Source organism: Pseudomonas sp. W17 (genome assembly GCF_040268305.1).
Lineage (GTDB): Bacteria > Pseudomonadota > Gammaproteobacteria > Pseudomonadales > Pseudomonadaceae > Aquipseudomonas > Aquipseudomonas protegens.
Genome location: NZ_CP158490.1, coordinates 563,340 through 590,234 on the forward strand (window position 1 = coordinate 563,340; position 26,895 = coordinate 590,234).

The 26,895-nt window shown below is 64.3% G+C and carries 19 protein-coding genes; 8 read left to right on the plus strand and 11 right to left on the minus strand.

Annotation, left to right across the window (positions count from 1 at the left end; genetic code table 11):
* The first annotated feature begins 292 nt into the window (after positions 1 to 292).
* From ABCR88_RS02535 to ABCR88_RS02545, 3 genes are all read left to right on the plus strand, one after another.
* Positions 293 to 523, plus strand: a complete 231-nt coding sequence (locus ABCR88_RS02535; protein WP_015633896.1) for a hypothetical protein — start codon at positions 293 to 295, stop codon at positions 521 to 523.
* Positions 520 to 822, plus strand: a complete 303-nt coding sequence (locus ABCR88_RS02540; RefSeq protein ID WP_011058865.1) for a cell division protein ZapA — start codon at positions 520 to 522, stop codon at positions 820 to 822. The genes ABCR88_RS02535 and ABCR88_RS02540 overlap by 4 nt, the downstream gene beginning before the upstream one ends.
* A gap of 118 nt (positions 823 to 940) precedes the next feature.
* A complete protein-coding gene (locus ABCR88_RS02545) occupies positions 941 to 2,878 on the plus strand; it encodes a methyl-accepting chemotaxis protein (RefSeq protein WP_350404080.1) in 1,938 nt (645 codons plus the stop codon).
* 59 nt (positions 2,879 to 2,937) lie between these two features.
* Here the strand turns inward: ABCR88_RS02545 and ABCR88_RS02550 are convergent, their stop codons facing one another.
* Both ABCR88_RS02550 and putA read right to left on the minus strand, forming a co-directional pair.
* Positions 2,938 to 4,740 carry an acyl-CoA dehydrogenase gene (locus ABCR88_RS02550; RefSeq protein WP_350404081.1) on the minus strand — a complete coding sequence of 601 codons (1,803 nt, stop codon included), beginning with the start codon at positions 4,738 to 4,740 and terminating at the stop codon, positions 2,938 to 2,940.
* Positions 4,741 to 5,005: 265 nt separating this feature from the next.
* Entirely contained in the window at positions 5,006 to 8,959 is a 3,954-nt protein-coding gene (gene putA, locus ABCR88_RS02555; protein ID WP_041115386.1) for a trifunctional transcriptional regulator/proline dehydrogenase/L-glutamate gamma-semialdehyde dehydrogenase, read from the minus strand.
* A gap of 81 nt (positions 8,960 to 9,040) precedes the next feature.
* Here putA and ABCR88_RS02560 point away from each other — a divergent pair, with 81 nt between their 5' ends.
* Together ABCR88_RS02560 and putP are read left to right on the plus strand one after the other, a co-directional pair.
* Positions 9,041 to 9,298, plus strand: coding sequence for a hypothetical protein (locus ABCR88_RS02560; RefSeq protein ID WP_350404084.1), 258 nt, complete (start codon positions 9,041 to 9,043; stop codon positions 9,296 to 9,298).
* A gap of 124 nt (positions 9,299 to 9,422) precedes the next feature.
* Positions 9,423 to 10,907, plus strand: coding sequence for a sodium/proline symporter PutP (gene putP / locus ABCR88_RS02565; RefSeq protein WP_011058869.1), 1,485 nt, complete (start codon positions 9,423 to 9,425; stop codon positions 10,905 to 10,907).
* Positions 10,908 to 11,092: 185 nt separating this feature from the next.
* Here putP and ABCR88_RS02570 read toward each other — a convergent pair whose 3' ends face one another.
* From ABCR88_RS02570 to ABCR88_RS02595, 6 genes are all read right to left on the minus strand, one after another.
* Entirely contained in the window at positions 11,093 to 11,587 is a 495-nt protein-coding gene (locus tag ABCR88_RS02570) for a DUF2165 domain-containing protein (RefSeq protein ID WP_011058870.1), read from the minus strand.
* 108 nt (positions 11,588 to 11,695) lie between these two features.
* Positions 11,696 to 12,967: an aminotransferase class V-fold PLP-dependent enzyme gene (locus ABCR88_RS02575; protein ID WP_350404085.1), complete on the minus strand. Its 1,272-nt coding sequence runs from the start codon at positions 12,965 to 12,967 to the stop codon at positions 11,696 to 11,698.
* Positions 12,968 to 13,216: 249 nt separating this feature from the next.
* Positions 13,217 to 14,641: a glycerol kinase gene (locus tag ABCR88_RS02580; RefSeq protein ID WP_350404086.1), complete on the minus strand. Its 1,425-nt coding sequence runs from the start codon at positions 14,639 to 14,641 to the stop codon at positions 13,217 to 13,219.
* Positions 14,642 to 14,643: 2 nt separating this feature from the next.
* Entirely contained in the window at positions 14,644 to 15,900 is a 1,257-nt protein-coding gene (locus ABCR88_RS02585) for an FAD-dependent oxidoreductase (RefSeq protein WP_236203958.1), read from the minus strand.
* Complete coding sequence (locus tag ABCR88_RS02590) at positions 15,887 to 17,293, minus strand: NAD(P)/FAD-dependent oxidoreductase (RefSeq protein WP_015633904.1); 1,407 nt, start codon at positions 17,291 to 17,293, stop codon at positions 15,887 to 15,889. Before ABCR88_RS02590 ends, ABCR88_RS02585 begins: the two co-directional genes overlap by 14 nt.
* Positions 17,294 to 17,450: 157 nt before the next feature.
* Positions 17,451 to 18,215 carry a DeoR/GlpR family DNA-binding transcription regulator gene (locus ABCR88_RS02595; RefSeq protein ID WP_236203959.1) on the minus strand — a complete coding sequence of 255 codons (765 nt, stop codon included), beginning with the start codon at positions 18,213 to 18,215 and terminating at the stop codon, positions 17,451 to 17,453.
* Between the two features lie 382 nt (positions 18,216 to 18,597).
* On the opposite strand from ABCR88_RS02595, the gene eutH reads away from it, so the two are divergent.
* The 3 genes from eutH to rlmJ all read left to right on the plus strand — a co-directional run bounded on the left by eutH (position 18,598) and on the right by rlmJ (position 21,166).
* Positions 18,598 to 19,833, plus strand: a complete 1,236-nt coding sequence (gene eutH, locus ABCR88_RS02600; protein WP_011058876.1) for an ethanolamine utilization protein EutH — start codon at positions 18,598 to 18,600, stop codon at positions 19,831 to 19,833.
* Between the two features lie 36 nt (positions 19,834 to 19,869).
* On the plus strand, positions 19,870 to 20,226 hold the full coding sequence (locus ABCR88_RS02605; protein WP_011058877.1) for a DUF1937 family protein: 357 nt from the start codon (positions 19,870 to 19,872) through the stop codon (positions 20,224 to 20,226).
* A 103-nt stretch (positions 20,227 to 20,329) separates the two neighbouring features.
* Positions 20,330 to 21,166 carry a 23S rRNA (adenine(2030)-N(6))-methyltransferase RlmJ gene (rlmJ, locus tag ABCR88_RS02610; protein WP_041115394.1) on the plus strand — a complete coding sequence of 279 codons (837 nt, stop codon included), beginning with the start codon at positions 20,330 to 20,332 and terminating at the stop codon, positions 21,164 to 21,166.
* A 62-nt stretch (positions 21,167 to 21,228) separates the two neighbouring features.
* On the opposite strand, the gene msrA is transcribed toward rlmJ, so the two are convergent.
* From msrA to aceF, 3 genes are all read right to left on the minus strand, one after another.
* A complete protein-coding gene (gene msrA, locus ABCR88_RS02615) occupies positions 21,229 to 21,879 on the minus strand; it encodes a peptide-methionine (S)-S-oxide reductase MsrA (protein ID WP_041115396.1) in 651 nt (216 codons plus the stop codon).
* Between the two features lie 73 nt (positions 21,880 to 21,952).
* The gene (locus ABCR88_RS02620; protein ID WP_041115398.1) at positions 21,953 to 24,646 is read right to left on the minus strand and encodes a GGDEF and EAL domain-containing protein; all 2,694 of its coding nucleotides are present in this window, start codon (positions 24,644 to 24,646) and stop codon (positions 21,953 to 21,955) included.
* A 311-nt stretch (positions 24,647 to 24,957) separates the two neighbouring features.
* Positions 24,958 to 26,895, minus strand: a complete 1,938-nt coding sequence (gene aceF / locus ABCR88_RS02625) for a dihydrolipoyllysine-residue acetyltransferase (protein WP_350404090.1) — start codon at positions 26,893 to 26,895, stop codon at positions 24,958 to 24,960.

Below are 26,895 nucleotides of genomic sequence, written 5' to 3' on the forward strand. Positions count from 1 at the left end.
CGCTTTATTGCGCTGGCAGGATCAGGGACGTACCTGTCTATCGCGTTGAACAATGGCTTCTTGAACCGGCGGATGCAGTTTCAGAAATTTCTTATGCGTAACTGGGAAAGTTCATAAAAGTCCGAGACTCCGACGAGGCGTCAGGAACCGGAGCGCAGAATGACAGTCTCTAACAGCTCTCGCGGAAGGGTCATCGCCAGTAAAATCAAGGCTTTGCGCCTGGATAACCCTGGCATCCAGGGTGACTTTTCTTTATCGTACGCGCCCTTTGCAAAAAGCCCGGAAGATCAAAATGTTGGAAGCATCCCTCAGCCAATTGGAACAGCTGGTCAGCGACCTGGTGGTACAGAACCAGGAACTGCTCGGTACGAACGCAGCCCTCAAGGAACAACTGGACCAGGCCAAGGATGAAAACGAAAGCCTGCAACTGAGCCTGATGGAGCAGGAAGAAAAGCAAGGCGCCACCGCTGCCCGCATCCAGGCGCTGGTTGAGCGTGTCAGCGCGAGCCCGGCCAATCCATGAGACATCACATCGATGGAGTGAAGGTCGTTTCGATCCTGGGGGAGGATTACTCGATCAAGGCGCCGGCCGGGGAAGAACAGACCCTGATGGACGCTGCGCTGATGCTCAAGGCGGCCCTGGCCGACACCAAGAAGAAGTACCCGACGCTGATCGGCGAGCGCCTGCTGGTGCTGGCGGCGATGAACCTGTGCTCGCAGCAGATCGAGATGCAGAAGCGCCATGCCCAGGAACTGGAGCGCTATCAGGAGCAAGTGAGCGCCACCGTCGAGGTCATTGCCAAGACCATTCAACAGAACTGACGGAACTGCACACAGCCGCAGGGTTATAGGTTGGACAAACATAACTAATGTTTGTATACAACCTTCCGCGGCTGGCGCGACATTTCAGCCTCTTATACCAATAAGAAAGAGGTGTTCCATGCAATTCTGGCGACGCAGTATTCAATGGCAACTGGTCCTCAGCATGGGCTCGGCCCTGCTGGTCAGCCTGCTGGTGGTGGTGGCGGTCTACACCGTGGTGATCAACCACCTGACCCAGAACTACCTGGTGGACAAGGCGCTGCCTTCGAGCATCGAAGCCATGCGCAACGATATCGAACGCATCCTCGCCCAGCCGCTGACGGTCGCCCGGGACATTGCCAGCAACGGCATGCTGCGCGATTGGCTGGCAGGCGGCGAGGATCCGGCCCAGGCCCAGGTGTTCGTCGACTACCTGGAAGGCATCCGCGCCGAAAATCAGGCCTTCACCACCTTGATGGTGGGCACCGCGACCAACCACTACTACAACGAGAAGGGGCTGGATCGCACCCTCAGCCGTTCCAATCCCAAGGACGCCTGGTTCTACAGCTTCATCGACAGCGACAAGCCGCGGCTGCTCAACATCGACACCGATGTGGCCACCGGCGAGTTGGCGATGTTCATCGACATGCGGGTCAAGAAGGACGGCAAGCTGGTGGGGGTGGCCGGGCTCGGGCTGAAGATGCAGGCGCTGTCGCAATTGATCCATGACTTCAGCTTCGGCGAGCACGGCAAGGTCTATCTGGTGCGCGCCGACGGCTTGATCCAGGTTCACCCCGAGGCGCAGTTCAGCGGCAAGCGGCACCTGTCCGAGCAGATCGGCGAGTCGGCCGCCCAGGCGGTCATGGGGCACGAGGGGTTGGCCAGCAGCCGGTTCGTGCGCGACGGCGAAGACTTTGTGGCCCTGAGCCTGCCACTGCGAGGCATGGGGTGGTCGCTGGTGGCCGAGGTGCCCGAAGCGCAGATCTACGCCGATGCCCGGCAAACCTTGTGGCTGACCACCGGCATCGGCCTGGCTATCGCCCTGGTCTGCCTGTTGCTGGTGATCTGGCTGGCTCGCGGCCTGGTGCGGCCTGTGCGCCAGGTGACCGCCGGGCTGGTAGCCATCGGCAGCGGTGGTGGCGACCTGACCCTGCGCCTGGATGCCAGCCGGGCCGACGAGCTGGGGGACCTGGCCCGGGGCTTCAATCGTTTTCTCGACAGCCAGCACGGCATGATCGGCGAAGTGCTGGCCACCACCGAGCGTCTGCGCTCATCCGTGGGGCAGGTGGCGGCGGTGGTGGAGAACACTGCCGAGCGCTCGGGGCGGCAGCAGGAAATGACCGACATGGTGGCCACGGCCGTGCACCAGATGGGGCTGACCGTCCAGGACATCGCGCGCAATGCCGGGCAGGCGGCCGATGCGTCCCAGGCGGCCCGGGATGAGGCCCAACTGGCCCAGGGGGTGGTGGACGGCTCGATCCGGCACATCGAAAGCATGTCCGGGGAAATTGCCCTGGCCGCCAGAGCTGTCAGTGAGCTGGCGCATCAGGTGGCCTCCATCGATCAGGTATTGGCGGTGATCCGCGGGGTCTCCGAGCAGACCAACCTGCTGGCCCTCAATGCGGCTATCGAGGCAGCCCGTGCCGGGGAAATGGGCCGAGGCTTTGCTGTGGTGGCGGACGAAGTGCGGACCCTGGCCCAGCGCACCCAGGCGTCCACCGACGAGATCCAGCAGATGATCCAGAGCCTCAAGCAAGGCGCGGAGAATGCCGTGGCCTCCATGCATGCGGGGCAGTCGGCCACGGGTACCGGGGTGCAGTCCAGCCAGCAGACCGGGGCTTCGCTGACAGCGATTACCGGGCAGGTTGAGCACATCAGCGACATGAACCAGCAAGTGGCCACCGCCACCGAGGAGCAATCGGCGGTGACCGAAGAGATCAACCGCAATGTCCAGGGCATCTCCGATCTGGCCCGTGCCACCGCGGCCGAAGTCCAGGCCTGCCGTGAAGACTGCCGGACCCTGCAGCGCCTCTCCGAGGACCTGGCCCGACAGGTGGGCGGCTTCAAGCTGCACTGACCACCCGCCGCGGTGCGTCAGGCCGGGCGCCTTCGTCGGCAGCCCGCTCCTGGGTGGCCTCAGAACCAGGCGTCCTGCATGCTCAGGCAGGTATCGTCCCGCGCTTCCAGCAGTGCCAGCTCGTGCTGGCAGCCTGGCACTTCCCAGGTCAGGAAGTAGCGCGCGGCCTGCAACTTGCCCAGGTAGAAATCCCGATCCGCCGCCACTGCCCGCGCCAGTCCTTCCTCGGCCCGGATGGCCTGTTCCAGCCAGCGCCAGCCGATCACCGCATGGCCGAAGGCTTTCAGATACAGCGCCGAGTTGGCCAGGGTGCCGGTGACCTTGCCGCTGGCCAGGTCACCCAGCAACCCCAGCGTCACGTTTTGCAGGCGCGTTACCAGTTGTTCCAGGGGCAGGCGCAGGGCGTCCAGTGATTGATGGGCGCGGGCCCGCTCGCCGGTCTCGGCAATCAGCCGTACCAGGCGCTTGAGCCCGGCGCCGCCGTTCTGCGCCAGCTTGCGTCCCAGCAGGTCCAGGGACTGGATGCCGTGGGTGCCTTCGTGAATCGGGTTCAGGCGGTTGTCGCGGTAGTACTGCTCCACCGGGTACTCCCGGGTATAGCCGTGGCCGCCGAGAATCTGGATCGCCAGTTCGTTGGCCTTCAGGCAGAACTCTGAAGGCCAGGATTTGACGATCGGGGTCAGCAGGTCCAGCAGTTCGTGGGCCTGCTGGCGCTCGGCCGCATCGGCCAGGGTGGTGGTGTCGTCGAACAGCCGCGCCGCGTACAGCCCCAGGTCGAAGGCGCCTTCGACGTAGGCCTTCTGGGTCAGCAGCATGCGCCGCACATCGGCGTGCTGGATGATTGCCACCGGCGCGGTGCTCGGGTCCTTGCTGTCCGGCAGGCGACCTTGCGGGCGTTGACGGGCGTATTCCAGGGAGTACAGGTAGCCGGCGTAGCCGAGCATCACCGCACCCATGCCGACGCCGATCCGTGCCTCGTTCATCATCTGGAACATGTAGCTCAGGCCGTGATGGGGCTTGCCCACCAGATACCCCACGCACTGGCCGTTATCGCCGAAGTTCAGCGCGGTGGAGGTGGTGCCGCGCCAGCCCATCTTGTGGAACAGCCCGGCCAGCAGCACATCGTTGCGCGGCCCCAGGCTGCCGTCGTTGTTGACCAGGAACTTGGGCACGATAAACAGCGAAATGCCCTTCACCCCGGGCGGCGCGTCCGGCAGCTTGGCCAGGACCATGTGCACGATGTTTTCCGACAGCGGGTGGTCGCCGCCGGAAATGAAGATCTTGTTGCCCTTGAGCCGGTAGCTGCCGTCGGCGGCCGGTTCGGCACGGGTGCGGATATCCGATAGCGACGAGCCGGCATGGGGCTCGGTCAGGGCCATGGTGCCGAAGAAGCGACCGTCGATCATCGGCTGCAGGAAGCGTTGTTTCTGTTCTTCGGTGCCGAAGCTCTCGATCAGGTTGGCGGCGCCCATGGTCAGGAACGGGTAGGAGGTCGAGGCCGCGTTGGCCGCCTGGAAGTGGGCGAAGCAGGCCTGGGACAGCAGGGTTGGCAGTTGCATGCCGCCGGCCTCGAAACTGCGGGCGGCATTCAGGAAGCCGGCTTCGAGGAACGCATCCACCGCCGGTTTCACTTCGGGGATCAGCACCGCCTGGCCGTCTTCGTAGCGTGGCTCGTGCTCATCGCCCTTGCGGTTGTGTGGGGCGAAGAACTTCTCGGCGATGCTGCGGGCGGTGCCCAGGGCGGCGTCGAAGGTTTGCCGGTTGTGCTCGGCAAACCGCTCGCGCTGGGTCAGGCCCTCGGCGTCGAGTACCTCATACAGTTCGAAGGCCAGATTGCGGGAACTGAGCAGCGTCTCGGACATGGCGGCATACCTGTGGGATAGGGAATGGGCCGAGTCTAGGTGCGTGAATGAAGGTTGGATAGCAAGATTGATTTCGGTGATGCAAAGCCCAAAAAACCTCAATAGGCGTCGGCTTCTGCAGGAGCGGGCTCGCCCGCGAAGGCGTCATGGGAGGGTGATGCAGGGCTCAAGGGCCTCTTCGCCGGCAAGCCGGCTCCTACAGAGGACGGGCAAAAAAAATGGGCGCCGGTCAGGGCGCCCATCGATGCAGCAGAACCTTCGGCGATCAGCCGATGGTCATCAGGCTGGCGTTGCCGCCGGCGGCTGCGGTGTTGACGCTCAAAGCGCGCTCGATCACCAGGCGCTCCAGGGCAATCGCAGTCTCGCCCTGAGACAGGCCCTGGACGCCGACGATGGCACCGGCACGCTGGGCCACCTGCTGGCAGACGCTGCGCAGCTGGTCGGAATCACCGTGGTGCAGGACGGCGTCGAATACCACTTCGTCCTTGCTCCAGTCGGCCACGCGCTGGATGCGTGCCTGGACTTCCTTCGGCAAGCGGGCGAACAGCGCCTTGCTGATCTCGCTTTCCGGCCACACCGCCGAGCCACCGACGGCCAGCACGGCTGCCAGTTGGGTCAGCAGGTCACCCTCGACTTCCGCCAGGCACAGGACGTGCTCGCGGGGCAGGATGGCGTAGCTGTTGCGCTCGCCGGTAGGGCCGGTCAACTGCCGGGTGATGCCGCTCTGGGACTGGCCGGCGAACTGTTTGCACAGGATCGCCAGTTCCGCCAGCTTGCTGCTCTCGGCCCAGGCTTGCAGGGCGTTCAACGGCTTGCTGAGGGCTTCGCGCAGGCGCAGGTCCGGGGCGTTCTCGGCGTCGCCACGGGCAAAGGACTGCTCGATGGCATCCACCGGGCGGGTCGACAGCAGGCGGTACAGGTACAGCGGGCCGCCGGCTTTCGGGCCGGTGCCCGACAGGCCTTCGCCGCCGAACGGCTGCACGCCGACCACGGCACCGACGATGTTGCGGTTGACGTAGACGTTACCGGCGTGGACGTTGTCCACCACCTTGGCGATGGTCTCGTCGATCCGGGTGTGCACGCCCAGGGTCAGGCCGTAGCCGGAAGCGTTGATCTGGGCGATCAGCTGGTCGATTTCCTTGCGCTTGTAGCGCACCACGTGCAGCACCGGACCGAAGATCTCGCGCTGCAGCTCGTCGAAGCTTTCCAGCTCGATCAGGGTCGGCATGACAAAGGTGCCGCGCTTGCATTCTTCGCCGTCGGCGATGGCCATCTGGTACACGTTGCGACCTTTGTCGCGCATGGCCTGGATGTGCTTCTCGATGCCGGCCTTGGCTTCGGCGTCGATCACCGGGCCGATGTCCACCGACAGGCGCTCAGGGTTGCCCAGGCGGTTTTCGGCCATGGCGCCCTTGAGCATTTCGATCACACGGTCGGCGGAATCTTCCTGCAGGCACAGCACGCGCAGGGCCGAGCAACGCTGGCCGGCACTGTCGAAGGCCGAGGACACCACGTCGATGACCACCTGTTCGGTCAGGGCCGAGGAATCGACGATCATGGCGTTCTGGCCACCGGTTTCGGCGATCAGCGGGATCGGCCGGCCCTGGTTGTCCAGGCGCCCGGCGATGTTGCGTTGCAGCAGGCGCGCAACTTCAGTGGAGCCGGTGAACATCACGCCCTTGACGCGCTCGTCACCCACCAGGCGGGCACCGACGCTTTCGCCCTGGCCCGGCAGCAGTTGCAGCACGCCTTCGGGAATCCCGGCTTCGAGCAGCAGGCGCACGGCCTGGGCCGCCACCAGCGGGGTCTGTTCGGCCGGCTTGGCCAGTACCGGGTTACCGGCGGCGAGGGCCGCGGCGACCTGGCCACTGAAGATGGCCAGCGGGAAGTTCCACGGGCTGATGCACACCACCGGGCCCAGTGGGCGGTGGGCGTCGTTGCTGAAGTCGTTGCGGGCCTGCACCGCGTAGTAGCGCAGGAAGTCCACGGCTTCACGCACTTCGGCGATAGCGTTGGCGAAGGTCTTGCCGGCTTCCCGGGCCAGCAGGCCCATCAGCGGCTGGATCTCGCCTTCCATCAGGTCGGCGGCGCGTTCCAGGATCGCCGCGCGTTCGGCCGGCGGTGTGGCCTGCCAGATCGGTGCGGCGTTGAGGGCGCACTGGATGGCGTTGTCGACGTCTTCGACCGTGGCTTCCTGGACGTGGCCCACCACATCGCGATGGTCCGACGGGTTGAGTACCGGCGCCGGGGTTTCGCTGCTGGCGGCGCAACCGAGCATCGGTGCGGCTTTCCAGTTGTTGTGGGCGGTGGCCAGCAGTGCGCAGGACAGTGACGCCAGGCGGTGTTCGTTGGCCATGTCGATGCCGGCGGAGTTGGCCCGCTCGGCGCCATACAGGTCACGCGGCAATGGAATGCGCGGGTGCGGCAGGCCGAAACCGCCTTCCAGGGTGGCCATCTGTTCGATCTGGGTCACCGGATCGGCCACCAGTTCCTGGATCGAGATCGACTGGTCGGCGATACGGTTGACGAACGAGGTGTTGGCGCCGTTTTCCAGCAGCCGGCGTACCAGGTAGGCCAGCAGGGTTTCGTGGGTGCCCACCGGTGCATAGACGCGGCATGGACGGTTCAGCTTGCCCTCGGCAACCTTGCCCACCACTTGCTCGTACAGCGGTTCGCCCATGCCGTGCAGGCACTGGAACTCGTACTGGCCGGGGTAATAGTTCTGACCGGCAATGTGGTAGATCGCCGACAGAGTGTGGGCGTTGTGGGTGGCGAACTGCGGGTAGATGACTTCCGGCACCGACAGCAGCTTGCGTGCGCAGGCGATGTAGGAAACGTCGGTGTACACCTTGCGGGTGTAGACCGGATAGCCTTCCAGGCCTTCGACCTGGGCGCGCTTGATCTCGCTGTCCCAGTAGGCGCCTTTCACCAGGCGGATCATCAGGCGGTGACGGCTGCGACGGGCCAGATCGATGACATAGTCGATCACGTACGGGCAGCGCTTCTGGTAGGCCTGGATCACGAAGCCGATACCGTTCCAGCCGGTCAGTTGCGGCTCGAAGCACAGGCGCTCCAGCAGGTCCAGGGACAGCTCCAGGCGGTCGGCTTCCTCGGCGTCGATGTTCAGGCCGATGTCGTACTGCTTGGCCAGCAGGGTCAGGGACAGCAGGCGCGGGTACAGCTCTTCCATCACGCGCTCGTACTGGGCGCGGCTGTAGCGCGGGTGCAGGGCCGAGAGCTTGATGGAGATGCCCGGGCCTTCATAGATGCCGCGACCGTGGGAGGCCTTGCCGATGGAGTGGATGGCCTGCTCGTAGGACGCGAGGTACTTCTGTGCGTCGTGCTCGGTCAGTGCGGCTTCGCCGAGCATGTCGTAGGAATAGCGGAAGCCCTTGGCTTCGAACTTGCTGGCGTTGGCCAAAGCTTCGGCGATGGTTTCGCCGGTGACGAACTGTTCGCCCATCAAGCGCATGGCCATGTCCACGCCCTTGCGGATCATCGGCTCGCCGCTCTTGCCGATGATGCGGCTCAGGGAGGAGGTCAGGCCGGCCTCGTTGTGGGTCGACACCAGCTTGCCGGTCAGCAGCAGGCCCCAGGTGGCGGCGTTGACGAACAGCGATGGGCTGTTGCCCAGGTGCGGCTGCCAGTTGCCGGTGCTGATCTTGTCGCGGATCAGCGCGTCACGGGTGCCCTTGTCGGGGATGCGCAGCAGGGCTTCGGCCAGGCACATCAGCGCCACGCCTTCCTGGGACGACAGGGAGAACTCCTGCAGCAGGCCCTGGACGATACCGGCACGGCCGCCGGCGCTCTTCTGGTTGCGCAGCTTCTCGGCGATCGAGGCGGCCAGCTTGTTCGCGGCTTCGGCGGTGGCGGCCGGCAAGCGCGCCTGCTCCAGCAGCATCGGTACCACTTCCGGTTCCGGGCGGCGGTAGGCGGCGGTGATCGAGGCGCGCAGCACCGACTGCGGGAGAATGCTTTCGGCGAACTCCAGGAAGCATTGGTGGGCGTGATCGGTCTGTACCTCGCCGGCATCCTCGCCGTCTTTGGCGGTGGCACTGCTCAGCTCGGTCAGGGTTGCACCACCCTCGAGTTTTTCCAGGTAATTGAAAATCGCCTGCTTGATCAGCCAGTGCGGCGTACGATCGATCGAGGCCGCGGCGGCCTTGAGGCGCTCGCGGGTAGGGTCGTCGAGTTTGACCCCGAGGGTGGTGGTAGCCATATTTTTATCCTCATGTTTGCCACGCACGTGTGGCATCAGCTGGCGGCAAGATTATCCGCGCACTGCAATAGGTGCAACCGGGTGCAACCCATTTTTAGCTGGAAAAAGAAGCAGCTTGTCAGGAATAAAATTCCTGCACGGAGTGGCTTGCCTCCTACTGGTGCCTTTACTTCTGAAAACGCCATTTTTTGCTCCAAAAAGGAGCAAAAGCGTCGTCAACGACCAGTTTTTGGACAAGGTGCAACTGATTCGGTGCAAATTGGTTGCACCTTGTTCGTCTTGTTGCATAGGATTCGCGGCCAAGGTGCAACCGTCCTGCAGGACTGGTTCATCGGCTGATGGCTTTCCTGGGGAAACATCAGTCATAAATGCGCGGCCCGCCTGATCGTCTCCCAAACGTCATCGTTTGGCGGCGGGTGGCAGTGGCCGCCGCACCATAAAAACAAAGCCAGGGCGTAACTCAATGAGTGCAAGCAATCCAACCTTGATCACCTTCGTGATCTACATCGCGGCAATGGTGCTGATCGGCTTCATGGCCTATCGCTCCACCAACAACCTTTCCGACTACATTCTTGGCGGCCGCAGCCTCGGCAGCGTGGTCACCGCGCTTTCCGCCGGTGCTTCCGACATGAGTGGCTGGCTGCTGATGGGCCTGCCGGGCGCCATCTACATGTCCGGTCTTTCGGAAAGCTGGATCGCCATCGGCCTGATCGTCGGTGCCTACCTCAACTGGCTGTTCGTGGCCGGCCGCCTGCGGGTGCAGACCGAACACAACGGTGACGCGCTGACCCTGCCGGACTACTTCTCCAGCCGCTTTGAAGACAAGAGCGGCCTGCTGCGGATCATCTCTGCGGTGGTGATCCTGGTGTTCTTCACCATCTACTGCGCCTCCGGCATCGTCGCCGGTGCCCGCCTGTTCGAAAGCACTTTCGGCATGCCCTACGAGACAGCGCTGTGGGCCGGTGCGGCGGCAACCATTGCCTACACCTTCGTTGGTGGTTTCCTGGCAGTGAGCTGGACCGATACCGTCCAGGCCACGCTGATGATCTTCGCACTGATCCTGACGCCGATCATCGTGCTGCTGGCGACCGGTGGCGTGGACACCACCTTCCTGGCCATCGAAGCCAAGGACCCGACCAACTTCGACATGCTCAAGAACACCACCTTCATCGGTGTCATCTCGCTGATGGGCTGGGGCCTGGGCTACTTCGGCCAGCCGCATATCCTGGCGCGCTTCATGGCCGCCGATTCGGTGAAGTCGATCGCCAAGGCCCGTCGCATCTCCATGACCTGGATGATCCTGTGCCTGGGCGGCACCGTGGCGGTGGGCTTCTTTGGTATCGCCTATTTCTCGGCGCACCCTGAGGTGGCCGGCCCTGTGACCGAAAACCCTGAGCGGGTGTTCATCGAACTGGCCAAGCTGCTGTTCAACCCGTGGATCGCGGGTGTGCTGCTGTCGGCCATCCTGGCGGCAGTCATGAGTACCCTGAGCTGCCAGTTGCTGGTGTGCTCCAGTGCCCTGACCGAAGACTTCTACAAAGCCTTCCTGCGCAAGCACGCTTCCCAGTTGGAACTGGTGTGGGTCGGCCGCGCCATGGTGCTGGTGGTGGCGCTGATCGCCATTGCCATGGCCGCCAACCCGGAAAACCGCGTGCTGGGCCTGGTGAGCTATGCCTGGGCCGGGTTCGGCGCGGCCTTCGGCCCCGTGGTACTGATTTCGGTGATCTGGAAAGGCATGACCCGTGACGGCGCGCTGGCCGGCATCATCGTCGGTGCCGTCACCGTGATCCTGTGGAAGCATTTCGCTCTGCTGGGCCTGTACGAAATCATCCCGGGCTTCATCTTCGCCAGCCTGGCGATCCTGCTGGTGAGCAAGATGGGCACGCCGAGCGCCGGCATGGTCCAGCGCTTCGAAGCGGCCGAGAAGGATTTCAAGCTCAACCACTGAGTGCGCAAATCCTGCCCTGATTCCCCGGGGCGCTGAAGAACGGCCCGCTGCGTCACCGCAGCGGGCCGTTTTTTTTTGCGTCCCGTAGCCGCTGCCGCAGGCTGTTAACGAGGGGCGCTCGGAGGGACCGCAAGGCCCTGCAGGCCTTTGCGCAGCCTCGCCATGGCTCGGCTGCGGCTACAGGGTCAGTGCAGCTCGGTGTCGGGCTGGTTGAGGAATATCAGTACGCCAAGGATCGCCATGTAGAACTTGAACGCCGCGTCCTGGCCGTTCCAGGCCTTGGACTGCCACATCATGAACCACTCGCCGCCGACCACCATGAAGCCGAAGAACCAGACGCAGAAGCCCAGGCAGAAGCCGGCAATGGCCCAGCGCTTGGCGCGGTTGAAGTCGCTGGCGACACCGTGCCGGGCCAGCCACAGGCGCAGGGCGCCAAATACCAGCAGCGCGCCGGTCAGGGCTTCGCCGGCGATGATCAGCCAGTAACCGGCATTCCACAGCAGCGGCAAGGTCAGGGCGCGGTCGGTGGCGCTGTTGCCGGGGAAGACGCTGTCCATGCTCAGCACGTGCTGGACAAAGGCGAAGTTGGAACCGTAGTCGCTGATGTTGTTGTAGGCCACCAGCAGGGCGAAGGCCGCCACTGCCAGGGTCATGGTGATCTTGACGTAACGCACAATCATGTCGGGTTCCTTTGCGGGTGATCAAGGGGCCTGGGGGCTGGAGAGGGGAGAGGCGTGGGTGCCAACGCGCTAGGCAATGGCCCTGGCGCAGAACGCCAGGGCCGGGGATCAGGCTTGTTGCAGTGCCTGGTCCAGGTCTTCGAGCAGGTCTTCGATGGCCTCGATGCCCACCGAGAGACGGATCATCTCCGACTTGACCCCGGCCTTGGCCTGCTCTTCTTCGTTCATCTGCCGGTGGGTGGTGGACGCCGGGTGGCAAGCCAGGGACTTGGCGTCGCCGATGTTCACCAGGCGCTTGAAGATCTGCAGCGCATCGTAGAAGCGCACGCCCGCGGCATAGCCGCCCTTGAGGCCGAAGGAGAGGATCGCCGATGGCTTGCCCTGCATGTATTTGCGCGCCAGTTCATGGTGCGGGTGGTCGGGCAGGCCGGCGTAGCTGACCCAGGCCACCAGGGGATGGTTCTGGAGGAACTGCGCCACCTTGAGGGCGTTGTCGGTGTGGCGTTCCATGCGCAGGGCCAGGGTTTCCAGGCCTTGCAGCAACAGGAAGGCGTTCATCGGCGCCAATGCCGCGCCGGTGTTGCGCAGCGGCACGGTGCGGGCCCGGGCGATAAAGGCGGCGGGGCCGAACTTCTCGGTGTAGACCACGCCGTGGTAGGCCGGCTCCGGGGTGTTGAGGCTGGCGAACTTCTGCGGGTGGTCGGCCCAGGGGAAGTTGCCGCTGTCGACGATCACCCCGCCCAGGGAGTTGCCATGGCCACCGACGTACTTGGTCACCGAGTGCACCACGATGTCGGCGCCGAACTGGATCGGCTTGCACAGGATCGGCGTGGCCACGGTGTTGTCCACCATCAGTGGCACGTTACGGGCGTGGGCGGCCTGGGCCAGGCCCTCGATATCGACGATGTTGCCCGCGGGGTTGCCGATGCTCTCGCAGTACACCAGCTTGGTCTTGTCGTCGATCAGCTCGGCAATGGCCTCGGGGGAGTCGTCCCGGGCGAAGCGTACTTCGACCCCGAAGCTGGGCAGCAGGTGGGCGAACAGGGTGTAGGTGCCGCCGTACAGCTGGGGCGTGGAGACGATATTGTCCCCAGCCTGGGTCAGGGTCTGGATCGCGTAGTGGATGGCGGCACTGCCGGCGGCCACCGCCAGCCCGGCGATCCCGCCTTCCAGGGCGGCCATGCGCTGTTCCAGCACATCGTTGGTGGGGTTCATGATGCGGGTGTAGATGTTGCCGGGCACATCGAGGTTGAACAGGTCAGCGCCGTGTTGGGCGTTGTCGAACTCGAAGGCGACGTTCTGGTAGATGGGCACGGCCACGGCCTTGGTGGTCGGGTCCGACTTGAATCCATGGTGCAGCGCAATCGTTGCGTCTTTCATAAATCCTCGACTAAGGGCTTGTCACCAAGCGGTAACAGACCCTGGCTAATCCATTAATGAGCACAGCCAGGCAGGTCGTGTGCCCGCGCAGCAGTCAGTGGTCCCGTGTGTCTGAGTCGCCAGCAACCGTTTGATGTGCCCGCCGCTTGGCCGCGGGCAGGCGCGTCAGTGTCCAATAGGCGCGGCGGATGGGCAAGGGCCCCGAGGTGCGGCAGGAAAGGGCCGGCCATCCATGGCCGGCGGGCGGTTTCAGCGCGGCTGGGACCAGCCCTGGGAGCGCTTGACCGCGGTGCTGAAGGTGCAGCGCCAGGCGTCTGCCGTGGCCCGGTCGATACGCGGCCGGTAGTCGGTGCGGGTGTTGTCCAGCTCTGGCAACTCCAGCCCCAGGCCGCGGGCGGCGAGGGCGGCGCAGCCCAGGGCGGTGAGTTCGTCGAAGCGCTGGGTGACGATGGTGCGTTGCAGGATATCGGCCAGGAACTGGGCGAAATACGGGCTGCGGGCCAGGCCGCCGTCAATCGACAACTGGTCGGTGACGTTAAGGTGATCGTCCATCGCCGTGATCACTTCGGCGCTGCGCAGGGCCACGCCTTCCAGTACCGCCTGGCACAGGTCCTGGCGAGTGGTGGCGGCGTTCATGCCGATCCATACCGCCCCGGCACTGCGGTCCCAGTGCGGGCAGGCAAGCCCGGACAAGGCCGGGACAAACGCCAGCTCGCGGGAAATCGCCGGTGGCTGATCGAAGGCTGCCAGTTCCGAGAAGTCGCTGAACAGGCCCAGGCGCCCGGCCCATTCCACTGCGGCGCTGGCGTCGTACACGCCACCGTCCATGGCATACACCGGTTTGCCGTCGGCCTGCCAGGCGACGGTGGCCAGCAGGCCTTTCTCCGGGGCGCGAATGATCTGTTCGCCTGTGACTGTCAGGGCGAAGGCGCCGGTGCCGAAGGTGATCTTGGCGTCCCCCGGCTCCCGGCAGCCGTGACCGTACAGCGAGGCTTGCTGGTCGACCACCGAGGCGCTGATGGGGGTCTGGCCGATGCGTCCGAAGTCGCCGACCGTGGCGCGGATTTCCGGCAGGGCCTGCAGGGGCACGCCGAACAGTTGGCACAACTGCGGGTCCCACTGGCCGGTGGCGAGATTCATCAGCGAGGTGCGCGAGGCGGTGGTGATGTCAGTGGCGTAGACCCCGGTCAGGCGATCGAGAAAGTAGGCATCGGTGGTGCCCAGGCGCAGTCGGCCGGCACTCAGGGCGGCCTGTGCCGCCGGCAGGTTGTCGACGATCCAGGCCAGCTTGCTGGCGGAGAAGTAGGCATCCAGGGGCAGCCCGGCCCGTTCCAGGGTCAGGGCCTCGGCGCCGCTGGCGCGCAGTTCTTCGATGCGCGCGGCGCTGCGGTTGTCCTGCCAGACGATCACCGGCGACAGCGGCGCGCCACTGACGGCGTCCCAGGCCAGGCAGCTTTCACCCTGGTTGGCCAGGCCGATGGCGTCGACCCGGCCGGTGGCTTCCAGGCAGCGTTGCAGGTTGGCCAGCAGCTCCAGCGGGTCGTGTTCGACCCAGCCCGGGCGCGGGTGATGCTGCTGGTGGCGCAGCGCCAGTTGGATATCGGCACGGCCTTGCATGTCCACGACCAGTACGCGGGTGCTGGTGGTGCCCTGGTCAAGTGCGGCTATTCGCATGGTCATTTCTCTTGTTGTGGGACGGCCTGGTCGATGCAGATGTCCAGTTGGTCGAAATGTTCCGGCAGGTGCAGGTCCTTGATGGGGATCAGCAGGCGCCGTTCCGGCAGTGCCGAGACCGGTCGGCTCCAGAGCTCCAGGCCCTGGGCGCGGACCCGCAGGGTGCCACTGACCGCCTGGCTGACCCGCAACTGGATGTGCGCCAGGCCCGCCAGCTCGCCGCGCACCAGGCGGCCCGGCACGCCGAGCTTGATCGGGGCGGCGTACTTCAGGGTCAGGGCGTCATTGGCATCGGGTAGCTGGCCGCTCAGGGCCAGGGCCATCAGGCTGCCGATGCGCCGCCCTTCGCGGTAGGACCAGCCGGCCGTCTCGATTGGCCGCAGCAGGTTGCCGGCGGCAAAGTAGGCCGGGTCCGAACAGCGGCCGTACTGGTCGATCTTCGGCCCCCCGCTGCCATTGTCCAGTTGCAGGTGGCTCAGGCGCACCAGGCTCGACTCCGGGGTGAACTGGCCGGTGAGCAGCACGCCGTCGCAGGAAATGTCGCGAACCTGGCCGTCGGCCAGGCGCACCCGGGCCGACTCCACCCGGCCACACCCATTGATCGCCAGCAGATCGGCGCCAAAGTGCATGGGGATGCCCAGCAACCTTGGGAACACCGACAGCGGCCAGCGGGCGGTGGCTCGTTTATTGGCTTCCAGCACCGCCACCGGACGGATACCGGCGCGTCGGCAACTGAGCACGGCAGACAGGCTGACCAGTTCGGTGCCGATGATCAGCGGCCGCTCGAAAGGCTTGAGGTGCTGCACATAGAGGAAGTTCTGCAAGGCCCCGGTGTTGATCACCCCCACCGGGCGGTCGCCGGACAGCAGGCGTGCCGAGCGCGGGGTTTCCCGGGCGCCGGTGGCGATCAGCACCTTCTGTGCCTGGATCTGCCGTGGCCCGTCTGGAGTGGCCAGGCGCAACAGGCCGCCGGGTTCCAGGCTGACCACCGTGTGTCGCAGCAGCAGGATCACGCCGGCTTTCAGCGCGGCTTCGACATTGCGCCGGGCATAGGCCGGGCCGCTGAGAAGGCGCTGGTACTCGCGCATGCCGAAGGGCGGGTGGGCACAGTGCCGGGGAATGCCGCCGGCTTCGCTTTCACGTTCGATGACAATCACCGGGCCGATACCCTGGCGCCGCAGTTCGATAGCCGCGGCCAGGCCCGCCGGGCCGCTGCCGATAATGGCCGCTTCGGCCTGAAGAAGTTCAGTGCTGTTCATGGCAACGACCTGTGGCAAGAGGGACGGCCAGTTGGCTGGCGCTGAGTTCGGCGACCTGGGCCGAGCAATAGAAACCCTGGCAGCGGCCCATGCAGGCGCGGGTGCGGCGCTTGAGCCCGCCCAGGTCGCCAGGTGGCAGGGGGCTGTGCAGGGCGCTTTCTATTTCGCGCCGGGTCACCAGTTCGCAATGGCAGACGATTTCGCCATAGCCGGGGCGCTGCCAGTCGCGGGGCAAGTGCTCCGCCAGATTGGGCATCTGTGGCCAGACCGGTTCGCGCACCGGCTGGTGCTGGCGGCGCTGGCTGTACAGGCCGTAGACATGCCGGGCAATACCCAGGGCGGCGGTGAGCCCGGTGGAGCGGATGCCGCCGACGGTGATCCAGTGCCGGGCGTGGTCGGCCTGGATCCGGTATTCCTTCTTTTCGCTGGCGGGGCGCAGCCCGGCGTAGGTGGCGGTGACCGGCATCCCGGCGAGGGCGGGAATCCGCTCCACGGCGGCATCGATCAGGCTTTGCAGGGTCGGGCCGTCGAGCCCCGCATGCACGCGGTCCTCCTGCTCTTCGGCGGTGGGGCCCACCAGCAGGTTGCCGTACACCGTGCGGGTCAGGACTATGCCCTTGGTGCGCTCGTTGGGTACCGGCAGGACGATGCGTTCCAGCAGTGTGGCCGCGGCCTTGTCGAAGACCACGAACTGGCCCTTGCGCGGCATGATGCGAAATTCGCTGTGGCCCAGCAGGTTGTGTTCCAGGGTGTCGCCGAACAGCCCGGCGCAGTTGATCACCTGGGCGCTGCGCAGGGTGCCCCGGTTGGTGTGCAGGGTCCAGGCGTCGCCATCGAACTGGCCTTGCTGCACCTCGCATTGCAACTGTACGCGGGCGCCATGGGCCATGGCCTGCTGCAGGTAACCCAGGGGTGCGGACCAGGGGTCGATCAGGTGCTCGTCGGGGACCAGTACCGCGCCCACGGCGTGATTGGCCAGGTGCGGCTCCAGGGCGAGGATCTCGCTGCGTTCCAGCAGGCGAACGTTGTCTACCCCATTGGCCTGGGCCTGGGCGAGGATCCCCGGCAGCCTGGCCTGGTCCTCGGCGTTCCAGGCCACTACCAGCGCGCCACTCTTGAGCAGTGGCAGGTTCATGGCCGAGTGGATTTCCAGGTATTCCTGGTAGCCGGCCTGCATGCACTGCAGTTCCAGGCTGCCACTGGGGGCGTCGAAGCCGGTGTGCAGGATGGCGCTGTTGGCCTTGCTGGCGCCGGAGAGAATGTCGCTGCCCTTTTCCAGCAGCACCACCCGTGCGCCTTCGAGGGCGAAGCGCCGGGCCATGGCGCAACCGACGACCCCGCCACCGACGATGGCCACATCGAAAGTCACATTGTTCGGATAAAGTTCGGTCATATAAATGCCTGTTTCCTGCGGTAACACCCAAGGATCTGTGCAGGAATCAAAGCATAATGCGGGCCATGATTGTTGTTTTTATTTTCTATTCGGTCATATATCGGTCATTTGGTTGTGGTTTTCGGTGATGGCCATCACCTGTGGCAACGGCCCTGGTTCAGGGCTGTGGCACCAGATGCACCTCCACGCCGGCTTTCTCCAGGGCCGCCAGCAGATCCGGGCCGGGCTGGCGGTCGATCACCAGGCGGTCTATGCGCTCCAGCGGGAACACCTTGAACAGGCCGCGGCGTTCCAGCTTCGAGGAATCGGCGATCACCGTCAGCTGGCGGGCCTGGGCAATCATCGCGCGGGCCACTTCGGCTTCTTCGATGGAGAAGTCCATGGCGCCGTCTTCATTCAGCGCGCCAATGGTGATCACCGCGTGCTCGGCGTTGAAACGGGTGATCTGTTCCAGGGCCAGGGTGCCGACGTTCTGTGTCGAGTCGGGGCGATATTCACCACCGATCATGAACACCCGATTGCCCGACTCGCCAATGCAGCCGGCAATCGGCAGGGAGTTGGTGATCACCGTCAGGCGGGTGTGCTGCGCCAGTTCCCGAGCGAAGAACAGGGTGGTGGTGCCGGTATCGATGAAGATGCTGTCGCCCGCGCAGAACAGGCCGGCGGCGTAGCGGCCGATGGCGCGCTTCTCCTGGGCGTGTTCGTTCATGCGGGTCTGGAAGGTGTTTTCGTGCTCGCCGGTAGGGGGCAGGGCCGCGCCACCGTGGAACTTGGTGACCAGGCCGCTTTCCGCCAGGTCGCTGAGGTCGCGGCGGATGGTTTCCTGGGACGTGGCAGTGATGCGCGCCAGCTCTTCCACAGAAATCCGCTCCCGTTGCCGCAGGAGTTCGAGAATGTGCTGTCGTCGTTCGTTGGGGCGCATGGTGTTTTCCGTTTAGTGGTACTTCGCCACACAAATGGGCATTTTTTGTTACTTACGCACACTCCTGGTTCAGGAATGTGCTGATTCGGTCAAATTCGATGGAAAAGTTAAGCATTTACTTGCACGTTTCACAATGGCCCGCAGTCATGGGGTTGGCTCATGACCCACGGCAGGTCGGGCCAATGTTGCGAAGGTGTATTGACCGAAATATGGTTGTTTTAAAGTAAAAGCCACAACTAATACACATTGTGGCACGGGATGTGCCCTGTGTTTCATCACCTGGTTCATCGTTCTCCTTGGCGATGAGTGACCAGAGCTGGCCTCGACAAGAACTTCCCCGGCGGGGGAAACCTATAAATGACGCTCAGAGAGATGAACCCACATGGCTGAATTTGGAAACTACGTCATTTACCTGATCATGCTCGGCGCCGTGATCGGCGCCCTGTCATCCATCATCAAGCCCGAGAGCGGGCTGGGTAAGGAGTTCGTCAACGGTATCCACTCCATCGGCCCGGTGTTCCTGGCCCAGGCCGGGATCATGGTGGCGATTCCCTACCTGTCCCAGGGCATTTCCCACGCCCTGGGGCCGTTCTTCAACGCCCTGGGTTCGGATGTCTCCATCGCGGCGCTGTCGATCATTGCCGTGGACATGGGCGGCTACCAGCTGGCCAACGCCCTGACCGCCAACCGTGACCTGTGGATTACCGCAATGCTGGTGGGCTACACCTCCGGGGCGACCATCGTCTACCTGATCCCGGTGGGCCTGACCATGCTCGAGCGCAAGGACCACAAGTACCTGGCCCTGGGTGCCATGGCCGGGCTGATCAGCATTCCGTTCGCGGTGCTGATGTCGCTGCTGATCATCACCGCTACCCACTTGCCGGTGCGGGACATCGTTTCCACCAACTCCGAGGCGCTGTACTACCTGTCCCTGGGCTTCGTCGACATGCTCAAGCTGCTGGCGCCGCTGTTCGTGTTCTGCTTCCTGCTGGCGGCGGGGCTGCGCTACCGGCCGCAGATGATGGTCAGGGGCTTCCTGGTGTTCGGCAAGATCATGGACGCGGCGATCAAGCTGATCCTGGCCCTGAGCATCGTCGAGCACTTCACCAAGTTCTTCAGCATCAACTTCGGCGGCTGGGGCTTCGACCCGATGTTCGCCGACGAAAAGGAGCTGTTCCGGGCGATCGAGATCGCCGGCTACATCGGCATCATGCTCGCCGGTACCTTCCCCATCTGCTACCTGTTCCAGCGCTACTGCAAGAAGCCCATGGAGCTGCTGGGACGCCATCTGAACCTGTCCAGCACCGGTGCCGCGGGGTTCATCATGGTGTTTGCCAACATCATCGCCACCTTCCACCTGTTCAAGCACATGACCGCCCGCGACAAGGTGCTGTGCGTGGCCCTGGGGGTCTGCGCCCAGGCACTGATCGGCGACCACCTGGCCTTCACTGCGAACTTCCAGCCAAGCCTGATCCTGCCGATTCTGCTCGGCAAACTGTTTGGCGGCCTGCTGGCGGTGGCGATCGCCATCCGCATCTCGGTGCCAGCCGCCCAGCGCTATGAGCTGCAAGAGCAGGAACAGGCGGCCGCCTTTGCCCTGCAACCTGCGCGGGCCTGACGGCCCGCATCACCTATCACTGAAATCGAGGTAACGATGCGCAAGATTTTCCTGGCCTGCCCCTACAGCCATTCCGAGCCGGCCGTCATCAACGAGCGTTTTCTCCAATGCAACCAGGTCGCGGCGCAGATACTGGAAGCCGGCCATGCGGTGTTCAGCCAGGTGAGCATGTCCCACCCGATCAACCTGTGCCTGGCGGGCAAGGACAATGCCGCCATCGGCAAGCTCTGGGCGCCGGTGGATGCGCTGTACATGGCGATGATGGAGGAGCTGATCGTGCTCGACCTGCCGGGCTGGAAGGACAGCGGCGGGATCAAGCGCGAGATCGAGGTGTTCGAAACGTCCGGGCGGCGGGTCAGCCTGTGGTCGCAAGTCAGCCACGAGTTTGTCTGAAACCCTCCCCGTGCCCGTCGTCGCCTGCGCCGGGTACGGCCCGGCTCTGAACTGACGACAGCCTGCGCACAGGGTAAACTTGCCCCCCTGCGCAGGAGCAACCATGAACTATCGTCACGCCTTCCACGCCGGCAATCACGCCGACGTCTTCAAACACCTGACCCTGACCCGCCTCATCGCCCTGATGTCGCGCAAGGAGCAGCCGTTCGCCTACCTCGACAGCCACGCCGGTATCGGCCTGTATGACCTCAAGGGCGACCAGGCCACGCGCACCGGCGAGTACCTGGAAGGCATCGCCCGCCTGTGGGGCGACGAGGACCTGCCGGCGCTGACCGCCGATTACATGCAGGTGCTGCGCAAGATGAACCCCGATGGCGAGTTGCGTTACTACCCGGGCTCGCCGGAACTGGCTCGGCGCCTGACCCGTTCCCAGGATCGGGTGCTGCTCAACGAGAAACACCCGGAAGACGGCCTGCTGCTCAAGGACAACATGAAGGGTGACCGGCGGGTAGCGGTGCACCTGGGCGAGGGCTGGCACGTGGCCCGGGCCCTGCTGCCGGTGGCGGAAAAACGCGCGGTGATGCTCATCGACCCGCCTTTCGAGCAACTGGACGAGATGCAGCGCTGTGCGGCATCGCTGAAGGAAGCCATTGGCCGCATGCGCCAGACCGTGGCGGCCATCTGGTACCCGGTCAAGGACCAGCGCGCCCTGCGACGCTTCTACCAGGACCTGGCCGGTACCGGTGCGCCGAAGCTGCTGCGGGTGGAGTTGCTGGTGCATCCGCTGGACACGCCCAACAGCCTCAACGGCTCGGGCCTGGCGATCGCCAACCCGCCTTGGGGCCTGGAAGAGGAATTGCGCGAGTTGCTGCCCTGGCTGTCGAAGAAGCTCGGCCAGACCCAGGGCGGCTGGCAGATGGACTGGTTGATCGCAGAGTAAAGGGTCGCTGGCCAGCCAGCTCCTGCGCAAGGTTGCAGGAGCCGGCTGGCCGGCCCAAGGACTCAGATCGGGCAGGTCACGCCGGTGCCGCCGATCCCGCAATAGCCTTCAGGGTTCTTCGCCAGGTACTGCTGGTGGTAAGCCTCGGCGAAGTACACGGTCGGCGCTTCTTCGATTTCCGTGGTGATGGTGCCCAGGCCGGCCTTGGTCAGCTCCGCCTGGAACACGTCCCTGCTGTGCAGCGCCTGCTCCAGCTGGGTCGGATTGGTGGCGTAGATCACCGAGCGGTACTGGGTGCCGATATCATTGCCCTGGCGCATGCCCTGGGTCGGGTTGTGCAGCTCCCAGAACATTGCCAGCAGTTCTTTGTAGCTGACCTTGGCCTTGTCATACACCACGAGCACCACTTCGGTGTGGCCGGTTAAGCCCGAGCAGACCTCTTCATAGGTCGGGTTCGGGGTGAAGCCGCCGGCGTAACCGACCACGGTGCTGACCACGCCCTCGCGCTGCCAGAAGCGGCGTTCGGCGCCCCAGAAACAGCCCAGGCCGAAGATCGCGAAGTCGACGTCCTGGAAGAACGGGCCAAGCAGCGGGGTGTCTTCGAAGACAAAGTGCTTTTCAGGCAGAGTCATCGGGGTTTCGCGGCCAGGCAGAGCTTGTTCTTTGGTCGGTAGCACGTTTTTGTTCACCAGAATTTCCGAGCGCAGAACCATGATCAGTCCTCTCAGTCAGGGTGGGATCGAGTAATTAATCAGACACGCAGTTTGCCCAAGTGTTACAGCGCTGTCAGGCAATCGGGCCACGAGGATAACGCTTGAGCTTGGCAATTAGCTCGGAGCCGGGAATCGGCCGGTCGAACAGGTAGCCCTGGCCCACGTCGCAGCGGTGGCGGCGCAGGAAGGCCAGTTGCTCGGCGGTCTCGATGCCTTCGGCGACCACCTTGATCTTCAGGTTGTGGGCCATGGCGATCACCGCGGAGGTGATTTCCATGTCGTCCTGGTTGTCGGGGATCTCGTGGATGAAGCTGCGATCGATCTTGATGATATCGATGGGGAATTTCTTCAGGTAACTCAGGGACGAATAGCCGGTGCCGAAGTCGTCCATGGCCAGGGTCAGGCCGAGTTTTTTCAGTTGTTCCAGCTGCTGGTGGGTGTCGTCGGTGGCTTCCAGCAGCAGGCCCTCTGTTAGCTCAAGCTCCAGCAGCGAGGAGGGCAGCTGTTCTTCCTTGAGGATGCTGGCGATGGAGGCCACCAGGTCCGGGTCGGAAAACTGCTTGGGCGACAGGTTGATGGCCACGTGCAGGTTGCCCATGCCGGCGGCGGTCAGTTGCTTGCTCATGCGGCAGGCCTGGCGGGCGATCCACTTGCCGATGGGGATGATCAGGCCGGTTTCTTCCGCCACGCTGATGAACTGGTCGGGGCGGATCATGCCCTTTTCCGGATGGTTCCAGCGCAGCAGCGCCTCCATGCCCAGCAGGCGGCCGCTGCGCAGGCACAGCTTGGGCTGGTAGAACACGTCCAGCTCGTTCTGGGTCAGGGCGCGGCGCAGGTTGTTCTCGACGAACAGTTTGTAGCTGGCCTCGGCGTTCAGCGCCTCGGTGAACACCTGCACCTGGTGCTTGCCGTTGGCCTTGGCCTTGTGCAGGGCCAGGCCGGCGTTGCGCATCAGGGTCTGCGGGTCACGGCCGTGCAGCGGCGCACTGGCCAGGCCCACGGAGCCGGTGACGCTGATCAACTGGTTGTCGACGAACATCGGCTTGTCCAGGGTCATCAGCAACTGGCTGGCGATCTGTTGCCCGGTTTCCAGGTCGGTGTTGTCCAGCAGCACGGCGAATTCGTTGCTGGCGAAGCGCGCCAGGCTGCCGCTGGGGCTCAGGCTGTTGCGCAGGCGCCGGGCCAGGCTGATCAGCAGTTTGTCGCCGGTCTGGTGGCCGAGGCTGTCGTTGATCCGCTTGAAATTGTCGATGTCCACCAGCAGCAGGCTGATCGGGGTATCGCTGTCTCGGGCAAAGCGTTCATCGAGGTTGCGGATGAAGGCGGGGCGGTTGCCCAGGTTGGTCAGGTTGTCGGTGTAGGCCAGGCGCTCGATGCGCTGCTGGGCGAGCTTGGTCTGGGTGATGTCTTCATAGATGCCGATGTAGTGGGTCAGCTCGCGGTTGTCGCCATACACCTTGGAGATCGACAGCTGGCCCCAGTAAGGCTCCAGGTTCTTGCGCCGGCTTTTGAACTCGCCCTGCCAGCTGTTGCTCTTGGCCAGGCTGGACGGAGCGTCGAACAGCAGCTCGCTGAGGTTTTCCAGGGCCGGCAGTTCGGACAGGCGGTGGCCATGGACCTCTTCGGTGCTGTATTGGGTGATCGCCGTGAAGCTGGGGTTGACGTACTCCACCACGCCGTCGCAATTGACCAGCAGGAAGGCGTTGGCGCTCTGTTCCACGGCGCGCTGGAACAGGTGCAGGGCGCTGGTAGCGGCCCGCCGGTTGTGATTGTTGATGACCTGGGCGAACTGGTCTGCCAGTTCGCCGGCGAAGGCGATCTCGTCGGACTGCCAGGCCCGGGTCATGCCGGTCTGTTCCAGGCACAGCACCCCGACCACCTGGCCGTCGATGCGGATGCTGGCGTCGAGCATGGCGTTGACGTCCCGCGGGCGCAGGCTCTCGGCCATCTCCCGGGTTCGCGGGTCGCGCATGGCGTTCTGCGCGTCGATGGCGCGGCAGCTGTGCAGGGCTTCCAGGTAGTCGGGAAAGCTGCTGGCGTCGATGGGCTCCGGCATGCGGTATTCCTGGGGGCCGCGGTGATAGGCGGCAATCGGCACCAGTTGCTGGTCTTCCAGGTTCCAGATGCTGGCGCAGTCGATCTGGTAGATGTCGCAGGCGCTGCGGGTAATCAGTTCGGCAGCTTCCTTCAACGAATTGCCGGTGCTGTAGCGCTGGCGGGTCAGGAGCAGGATCAAATCCTGCTGCGCACGCACCCGTTCCAGGTGCTGCAATTGCTCCTGCTGGGCCCGCTGGTTGAGTTCCAGGGCGATCTGCAGGCGGGTGTTCTGGGTTTCCAGATCCAGTGCCGGCAGCGCCGAAGCATCGCTGAACAGCCCTTCGACCACCAACAGGTAGCCGCGCAGCAGGTGCCGGTTGTGCTGTTTGTAGGCTTCGCCCAGCTCGAGGATGCTCAAGGGCCCCTGGGCGGTGTGCAGGGTATAGCGGATCAGGTAATGGGAGCTGTTGCTCAGTTGCTGCTGGATGGTGTCGTGCAACTGATAGCGGGCTTCGGGCTCCATCAGGCTGGCATAGGGCGAGCCGACCAGGGCGCAGAGTTCGACGGCGGGCAGGCCGAACTGGCGTTCGCAATTGGGATCGAGAAACAGCAGCGCCCAGCTCGCTTCATTCAGCCGTTCGAAACGCAACATGCCGAGCCGCGAGGGCACAGGCAACTGCGTCACTACCTCGGCCGCCATACGGCTGGCGGCATCGGGTTGGCTTTTCATGGGGAAACTCGCTTCGAAATTGCTGATCGCGCCGGGCTCACGCCCTCTTTACTGTTGCCTGCGGCAAGGTTGCATCATGGCGCATCGACTGACAAGTAAGATGAAGGCTAAGTGCTATAAACCTGTATCGGCAGGCAGAAGGATTTCTGCAAAGTAACTTTTTTGCTGTTTAACGTCGTGCACTGACGGGCAATTGGCGACGTTTTTCTGGCAAAAAAAGCCCCGCCAAATTGACGGGGTTGAGGTACGAGCGTGGCGCTCGGAAAGCGTGCGCTACCGGCCCGCCCATGACAGGAGGGCCGGTACGCGGGTTACAGCAGAATGGTGCGGATGTCCGCCAGCAGGTCGCTCAGGCGCTTGGTGAAGCGTGCGGCGGCCGCGCCGTTGATCACACGGTGATCGTAGGACAGGGACAGTGGCAGCATCAGTTTCGGCTGGAAGGTCTTGCCGTCCCAGACTGGCTGGATGGTGGCCTTGGAAACACCGAGGATCGCCACTTCCGGCGCGTTGACGATCGGCGTGAAACCGGTGCCGCCAATGTGCCCGAGGCTGGAGATGGTGAAGCAGGCGCCTTGCATCTCGTCCGCGGAGAGCTTCTTGGTGCGGGCTTTTTCCGCCAGGGAAGCCGCCTCGGCCGCCAGTTGCAGCAGGCTCTTCTGGTCGACGTCCTTGATCACCGGTACCAGCAGGCCATCCGGAGTGTCCACGGCGAAGCCGATGTTCACGTACTTTTTGCGGATGATCGCCTTGCCGCTTGGCGCCAGGGAGCTGTTGAAGTCCGGCAGTTCCTTGAGCAGGTGGGCACAGGACTTGAGCAGCAGCGGCAGGATGGTCAGCTTGACGCCGGCCTTCTCGGCCACGGCCTTCTGTGCAACGCGGAAAGCTTCCAGCTCGGTGATGTCGGCCGAGTCGAACTGAGTCACGTGTGGCACGTTCAGCCAGCTGCGGTGCAGGTTGGCGGCGCCGGCCTGCATCAGGCGGGTCATCGGCACTTCTTCGATTTCACCGAAGCGGCTGAAGTCCACGACCGGAATCGGCGGGATGCCCGCGCCACCGGTTGCGCCGCCAGCAGCTGGCGCTTCCTTGGCCTTCTGCATCATGGCCTTGACGTAGACCTGCACGTCTTCTTTCAGGATGCGACCGTGCGGGCCGCTGGCGCCGACAGCGCTCAACTCGACGCCGAATTCACGGGCCAGTTGACGCACGGCCGGGCCGGCGTGAACTTTCGCGCCTGGCTTGGCAGGTGCGGCGGCCGGGGCGACAGCAGGTGCAGCGGCAGCCGGGGCAGCAGCGGCGGCTGGAGCCGGAGCGCTTGGCGCGGCAGCCGCAGCCGGAGCAGCAGCAGGCGCTGCGCCTTTGACTTTCAGCTTGAGGATCAGATCGCCGGTGCCGACTTCGTCGTCCAACTTGATGGAAACGCTTTCCACCACGCCAGCGGCAGGCGATGGAATTTCCATGCTCGCCTTGTCGGATTCCAGGGTAATCAGCGACTGGTCGGCTTCAACGCTGTCGCCAGCCTTGACCAGCACTTCGATGATCTTGGCCTTGCCGGCCGAACCGATGTCCGGAACGTGGATGTCCTGAACACTGTCAGCCACTGGAGCAGCCGGGGCTGCTGCAGGAGCAGGCGCAGCGGCAGCGGCTGGAGCCGCAGCCTGGGCCGGAGCGGCAGCAGGAGCCGCAGCACCCGCCACTTCCAGGTCCAGGATCAGGTCGCCGGTGCCGACTTCGTCGTTGAGCTTGACGCTGATGGCCTTGACCACGCCAGCGGCAGGCGACGGGATTTCCATGCTTGCCTTGTCGGATTCCAGGGTGATCAGCGATTGATCAGCCTCGACCTTGTCGCCGACCTTGACCTGGATCTCGATGATCTGGGCCTTGCCCGACGAACCGATGTCCGGCACGTGCACTTGCTGAACCGAAGCGGCAGCAGGGGCTGGGGCTGCGGCAGGAGCAGCCGCCGGTTTGGCTTCAGCTTTTGCCGCAGGAGCAGCCGCCGGGGCCGCAGTAGCGGCGCCCTCGACTTCCAGTTCGAGCAGTTCGTCGCCTTCTTTCAGACGGTCGCCCAGCTTCACCTTGAGGCTCTTGATGACGCCGGCTTTCGGGGCCGGCACTTCCATGCTGGCCTTGTCCGATTCCAGGGTCAGGATGCTCTGGTCGGCTTCGATACGGTCGCCGACCTTCACAAACAGTTCGATTACTTCACCTTCACCGCTGCCGATGTCAGGTACGCGAATGAGTTCGCTCAC

Coding starts and splice junctions, on each gene's coding strand:
- eutH (WP_011058876.1), top strand. CDS start 18,598: ATGGCTGAATTTGGAAACTACGTCATTTACCTGATCATGCTCGGCGCC.
- ABCR88_RS02580 (WP_350404086.1), bottom strand. CDS start 14,641: ATGCGAATAGCCGCACTTGACCAGGGCACCACCAGCACCCGCGTACTG.
- ABCR88_RS02595 (WP_236203959.1), bottom strand. CDS start 18,215: ATGCGCCCCAACGAACGACGACAGCACATTCTCGAACTCCTGCGGCAA.
- rlmJ (WP_041115394.1), top strand. CDS start 20,330: ATGAACTATCGTCACGCCTTCCACGCCGGCAATCACGCCGACGTCTTC.
- ABCR88_RS02570 (WP_011058870.1), bottom strand. CDS start 11,587: ATGATTGTGCGTTACGTCAAGATCACCATGACCCTGGCAGTGGCGGCC.
- ABCR88_RS02550 (WP_350404081.1), bottom strand. CDS start 4,740: ATGTCCGAGACGCTGCTCAGTTCCCGCAATCTGGCCTTCGAACTGTAT.
- ABCR88_RS02605 (WP_011058877.1), top strand. CDS start 19,870: ATGCGCAAGATTTTCCTGGCCTGCCCCTACAGCCATTCCGAGCCGGCC.
- ABCR88_RS02585 (WP_236203958.1), bottom strand. CDS start 15,900: ATGAACAGCACTGAACTTCTTCAGGCCGAAGCGGCCATTATCGGCAGC.
- putP (WP_011058869.1), top strand. CDS start 9,423: ATGAGTGCAAGCAATCCAACCTTGATCACCTTCGTGATCTACATCGCG.
- ABCR88_RS02545 (WP_350404080.1), top strand. CDS start 941: ATGCAATTCTGGCGACGCAGTATTCAATGGCAACTGGTCCTCAGCATG.
- msrA (WP_041115396.1), bottom strand. CDS start 21,879: ATGGTTCTGCGCTCGGAAATTCTGGTGAACAAAAACGTGCTACCGACC.
- ABCR88_RS02535 (WP_015633896.1), top strand. CDS start 293: ATGTTGGAAGCATCCCTCAGCCAATTGGAACAGCTGGTCAGCGACCTG.
- putA (WP_041115386.1), bottom strand. CDS start 8,959: ATGGCTACCACCACCCTCGGGGTCAAACTCGACGACCCTACCCGCGAG.
- ABCR88_RS02620 (WP_041115398.1), bottom strand. CDS start 24,646: ATGAAAAGCCAACCCGATGCCGCCAGCCGTATGGCGGCCGAGGTAGTG.
- ABCR88_RS02575 (WP_350404085.1), bottom strand. CDS start 12,967: ATGAAAGACGCAACGATTGCGCTGCACCATGGATTCAAGTCGGACCCG.
- ABCR88_RS02540 (WP_011058865.1), top strand. CDS start 520: ATGAGACATCACATCGATGGAGTGAAGGTCGTTTCGATCCTGGGGGAG.
- ABCR88_RS02590 (WP_015633904.1), bottom strand. CDS start 17,293: ATGACCGAACTTTATCCGAACAATGTGACTTTCGATGTGGCCATCGTC.